Annotated in this window: 5 protein-coding genes; all 5 read left to right on the plus strand. The window is 38.3% G+C overall.

All coding sequences use genetic code 11. The features are described from left to right. Nucleotides 1–90 precede the first annotated feature (90 nt). On the plus strand, nucleotides 91–1980 hold the full coding sequence (mnmG, locus tag AC1DSB_RS13770) for a tRNA uridine-5-carboxymethylaminomethyl(34) synthesis enzyme MnmG (RefSeq protein ID WP_477531170.1): 1890 nt from the start codon (nucleotides 91–93) through the stop codon (nucleotides 1978–1980). A gap of 65 nt (nucleotides 1981–2045) precedes the next feature. Next, a complete protein-coding gene (gene rsmG, locus AC1DSB_RS13775; RefSeq protein ID WP_016428934.1) occupies nucleotides 2046–2759 on the plus strand; it encodes a 16S rRNA (guanine(527)-N(7))-methyltransferase RsmG in 714 nt (237 codons plus the stop codon). A 92-nt stretch (nucleotides 2760–2851) separates the two neighbouring features. Continuing rightward, the gene (noc, locus tag AC1DSB_RS13780) at nucleotides 2852–3715 is read left to right on the plus strand and encodes a nucleoid occlusion protein (protein ID WP_016428933.1); all 864 of its coding nucleotides are present in this window, start codon (nucleotides 2852–2854) and stop codon (nucleotides 3713–3715) included. A gap of 183 nt (nucleotides 3716–3898) precedes the next feature. Next, on the plus strand, nucleotides 3899–4660 hold the full coding sequence (locus tag AC1DSB_RS13785) for a ParA family protein (RefSeq protein ID WP_016428932.1): 762 nt from the start codon (nucleotides 3899–3901) through the stop codon (nucleotides 4658–4660). Next, the coding region (locus tag AC1DSB_RS13790) for a ParB/RepB/Spo0J family partition protein (protein ID WP_477586905.1) at nucleotides 4653–5382 on the plus strand (730 nt) is incomplete at its 3' end. The genes AC1DSB_RS13785 and AC1DSB_RS13790, both read left to right, overlap by 8 nt.

Below are 5382 nucleotides of genomic sequence, written 5' to 3' on the forward strand. Positions count from 1 at the left end.
GCTTAGGTGCGAGCTGGCGCATGAAGCTAGACATAAAAGAGCGGAAAGCTTAAATATAAAAAATAGGATAAACGAAAGGAATGAACGAACATGCAGAAATTTGAAGCGGGCTCGTTCGATGTAATTGTTATTGGAGCTGGCCATGCCGGTTCTGAAGCAGCATTAGCGGCAGCGGGAATGGGTGCAAAAACACTCGTTTTAACAATTAATTTAGATATGATTGCATTTATGCCATGTAATCCATCTATCGGAGGCCCGGCTAAAGGAATAGTTGTCCGGGAAATTGACGCCCTTGGAGGCGCAATGGGGAAAGTCATCGACAAAACGCACATTCAAATGAGAATGTTGAATACAGGTAAAGGCCCAGCTGTACGTGCTTTACGTGCACAAGCCGATAAAGTGTTATATCAAGCTGAGATGAAACGCTTAATGGAAGAACAAGAGAACTTGTCCATCCATCAGGCAATGGTTGAGGAATTAATTATTGAAGACGACGAAATAAAAGGTGTTATTACACAAGTCGGGGCAGTCTACCGTGCAAAAACGGTGATTGTAACAACTGGAACATTTTTACGTGGTGAAATTATCATTGGTGATTTGAAATATTCAAGTGGACCAAATAATCAACAACCTTCATTGAAATTGGCAGATAATCTTCGAGATTTAGGTTTTGATTTGGTACGTTTTAAAACAGGAACACCGCCACGCGTAAACAGTAAAACGATTGATTACAGCAAAACCGAGATTCAGCCAGGCGATGACTTACCACGAGCATTCAGTTATGAAACGACTGAATATATCATGGATCAAATGCCTTGTTGGTTGACGTATACGAATGAACGCACTCATCAGATAATTGATGAAAACTTGCATTTATCACCAATGTATTCAGGCATGATTAAAGGTACAGGTCCACGTTATTGTCCTTCCATTGAAGACAAAGTGGTACGTTTCAATGACAAACCACGTCACCAAATCTTCTTGGAGCCTGAAGGGCGCAATACGCGTGAAGTATATGTACAAGGGCTTTCTACAAGCTTACCTGAACATGTACAACGTAAGTTGCTAGAAAGCATTCCAGGGTTGGAAAAAGCTGAAATGATGCGAGCAGGATATGCGATTGAGTACGATGCAATGGTACCTACCCAATTATGGCCAACGTTGGAAACGAAAAAAATCCGTAATTTATATACTGCTGGTCAAATTAACGGAACATCTGGTTATGAAGAAGCAGCTGGTCAAGGGTTGATGGCTGGTATGAATGCTGCGGCTCGTTCTTTAAATAAAGAAGAAATCATTTTAAGCCGTTCGGATGCGTATATCGGTGTGTTAATTGATGATTTAGTGACAAAAGGAACGAATGAACCTTACCGTTTACTTACGTCGAGAGCAGAATATCGATTATTGTTACGTCATGACAATGCAGACTTGAGATTAACCAAAATCGGATTCGAAGCAGGATTGATTTCGGAGGAACGTTACGAGCGTTTTGAAGCGAAGAAGAAATTGATCGATGAAGAAATCGTCCGATTAAGAAAAACGATTATTAAGCCGAATGAAGTAACGCAAGAAATTATCCGTTCTAAAGGCGGCACTGAACTTAAAGACGGAATAAAAGGTCAGGACTTACTAAAACGCCCTGAAATGACGTATGATGATATTGCACAGCTTTCTCCTTCACCAATCGACTTAACAGATGAAATGAAGGATCAAATCGAAATTCAAATTAAGTACGAAGGTTATATCGAAAAAGCACTTCAACAAGTAGAGAAATTAAAGAAAATGGAAGATAAAAAAATTCCGGATTTAATTGACTACGATGCCATTTCTGGTATCGCTACTGAAGCGAAGCAGAAGATGAAAGAAGTTAGACCTTTATCAATTGCACAAGCATCTAGAATATCAGGTGTAAATCCTGCTGACATTTCTATCCTTCTGGTGTATATTGAACAAGGTAGAATAGCGAAAATATCCGGATAAGTATAAAAGTGGCTATTCGCTAAATTCAGCATTTAGCCACTCTTCATATACGGAAGGGGTCCAATATGAACCAACAACAATTTGTTGAAGCACTAAGAGAAAAAGGGATTATTTTAACCCCTGAACAACTTCAACAATTTCATAAATATTTCGAACTGCTTGTTGAGTGGAACGAAAAAATGAACTTAACTGCAATCACTGATCAACCATCCGTTTACTTAAAGCATTTTTATGATTCAATCAGCATGGCTTTTTATGTGGATTTTTCCAAAGGCCAATCAATTTGTGATGTAGGTGCAGGAGCGGGATTCCCAAGTATACCTTTGAAAATTTGTTTCCCTCAATTGCATGTAACTATTGTTGATTCATTGAACAAGCGGATTCAATTTCTCACACATTTAAGTGAGCAATTGGGACTTTCCAATGTTCAATTTGTACATGCCCGAGCAGAAGAATTTGGACAAAATCCAACTTACAGGGAACAGTATGATATTGTCACAGCGAGAGCGGTAGCGAGATTATCTGTATTGTCGGAACTTTGCATACCATTAGTTAAAGTCGGAGGTCAGTTTGTGGCGATGAAAGCTGCAGCGGCTCAAGACGAACTAAATGATGCAAAAAAAGCTTTAACAATTTTGGGTGCTGAAAAAATTCAAGAATATTCTTTCACACTGCCTGTAGAAAATAGTGAAAGATCATTGTTTGTTTTTAATAAAGTAAAGAGCACTCCTAAAAAATATCCAAGAAAACCTGGAGTTCCAAATAAAACTCCATTGTAATATTGTGTTTCACGTGAAACATTAATAAAGGATTGAAGAGATTTGTCTCGAATTAATACAAGTAGGTAGTTTCTTAAAGGTGGTGCCAGGGGATGAAAAGTCCTTTTTCACGTTTTTTTGGGAGTGGCGAAAAAGAGATAGCGGCTACAAAGCAAACAGTTGAACAATATGAAGAAGTAATGAAAATCCCTTTGCAATCGATTGTTCCGAATCGTTTTCAACCGCGGACTGTTTTTGATGAGTCCAAAATTGAAGAATTGGCTCGTACCATTCATACACACGGGGTTATTCAACCAATCGTAGTTCGTCAAATGGAAGATGGACGATATGAGATTATTGCGGGGGAACGTCGTTTCCGTGCGATGACGAAGCTTGAGTGGGAAGAAGTTCCTGCTATCGTGCGTAATTTAAGTGATAAAGAAACAGCATCAATTGCTTTAATTGAAAATTTACAACGCGAAGAATTAACAGCTATTGAAGAAGCATTGGCTTATCAAAAGTTGTTGGAACTTCATGAACTTACGCAAGAAGCTTTGGCTCAACGTTTAGGCAAAGGTCAATCAACTGTTGCCAACAAATTAAGACTGCTGAAACTACCACAAGTGATTCAGGATGGAATTTTGAAGCGTGAAATCTCAGAGCGTCATGCACGAGCACTCATGCCCATTAAAGAAGAAGAACAGCAAATCGCACTTTTCCAGGAAGTAGTGGAGCAACAATATAATGTGAAGCAGCTGGAAAAGAAAGTGGAGGACCTGTTAAACCCACCAGTCGTTGAAGGTAAAAAAGAAAAGCCGAAAAGAAAGACGGTTAGTCGTGATGTAAGGATTGCACTGAATACACTCAGACAGTCATTTGCGATGGTTGCAAAAACGGGAATTAAGATGGAAACGGAAGAAGAAGAACTTGAGGATTTCTACCAAATTACTGTGAAAATCCCGAAAAAGAAATCTTGATATTACGAAATCGTGAACTCTTGCTCTGAAAATGGCAAGAGTTTTTTTGTTTGTAATCAGAATATAATCCTTTTTTAATCAAAATTTTGTTAGAATGAAAGGAAAAGCGGAAAGTTCTGATAAGCTAGAACTATCTGGGAAGAAATGCTGAGAAGCGACAACTAGAGGAAAGCAGGTGCAAGCGTGGGAAGAATCATTGCGATCGCCAATCAAAAAGGCGGCGTGGGTAAAACGACAACATCTGTAAGTTTGAGCGCATGCCTTGCGTACTTAGGGAAAAAAGTATTATTAATGGATACGGATCCCCAAGGAAATGCTACAAGTGGAGTTGGCGTTAATAAAGGTGACGTACAACAATGTATTTATGATGTTCTAATAGATGATATAGACGTAAAGAAAGTGATTTTGGAAACTAAAGTTGAAAATTTACATGTAGTTCCTGCAACAATTTCATTGGCGGGTGCTGAAATTGAACTAGTTTCTACCATTTCTCGTGAGGTGCGTTTAAAAAGGGCCCTTCAAGAAGTGAAAGAAGAATATGATTATATCATCATAGATTGTCCGCCATCACTAGGTTTGCTGACGATCAATGCATTGACGGCTTCAGATGCTATTTTAATTCCAGTGCAGTGTGAGTATTACGCATTGGAAGGTCTCAGCCAGTTATTGAGTACCATTCGATTAGTACAAAAACACTTAAATAATCAACTTGTTATTGACGGAGTTTTATTGACAATGTTTGATGCGCGTACGAACCTCGGAATCCAAGTAATTGAAGAAGTAAAAAAATACTTCCAAGATAAAGTGTATAAAACGATTATTCCTCGTAATATTCGTTTAAGCGAGGCGCCAAGTCATGGAGAACCTATTATTATTTACGATCCAAAATCTCGTGGTGCAGAAGTATATCTAGATTTGGCGAAGGAAGTGATTCGTAATGTCTAAAGGCTTAGGTAAAGGAATTAATGCACTATTTCCAGGAGAATCAATCAATCAAATGGAAAGTGTTGAAAAAGTATCTGTAAGAGATATTAAAGTAAACCCATATCAACCACGCAAAATTTTTGATGAAACAGCATTAGCTGAGTTAACTGAATCCATTAAAGAACACGGTGTTTTACAACCGATTATTTTAAGAAGAAGAGGTAAGTCATTTGAAATTGTTGTAGGGGAACGTCGTTTCCGAGCATCAAAAGCTGCCGGTTTGAAAGAGATTCCTGCTGTAATTCGTGAATTCACAGATCAACAAATGATGGAAATTGCGATTCTTGAAAATTTACAACGAGAAGATTTAACACCGATTGAAGAAGCAGATGCATACCAAAACCTTATGGAAAACCTGAGCCTCACACAAGAGCAATTAGCTTTTCGTTTAGGGAAAAGTCGTCCTCATATTGCCAATCATATCCGTCTGCTTTCATTACCTGATGTTGTGCGAGAGCTAATTTCATCTAATAAACTATCAATGGGACATGGGCGAGCATTGCTTGGATTAAAGCGTAAAAAGCTGATACCTTCAATTGCTGAAAAAGTGATGAAAGAAAACTTGAATGTTCGTCAACTTGAATCACTCGTTCAAAGAATGAATGAAGATGTTTCACGTGAAACATCAAAAGTTCCAAACAAAGATATCTTTATTAAAGAAAAAGAATCACAACTGCGTGAAT

Source organism: Paenisporosarcina sp. P4_E4_2 (genome assembly GCF_056401595.1).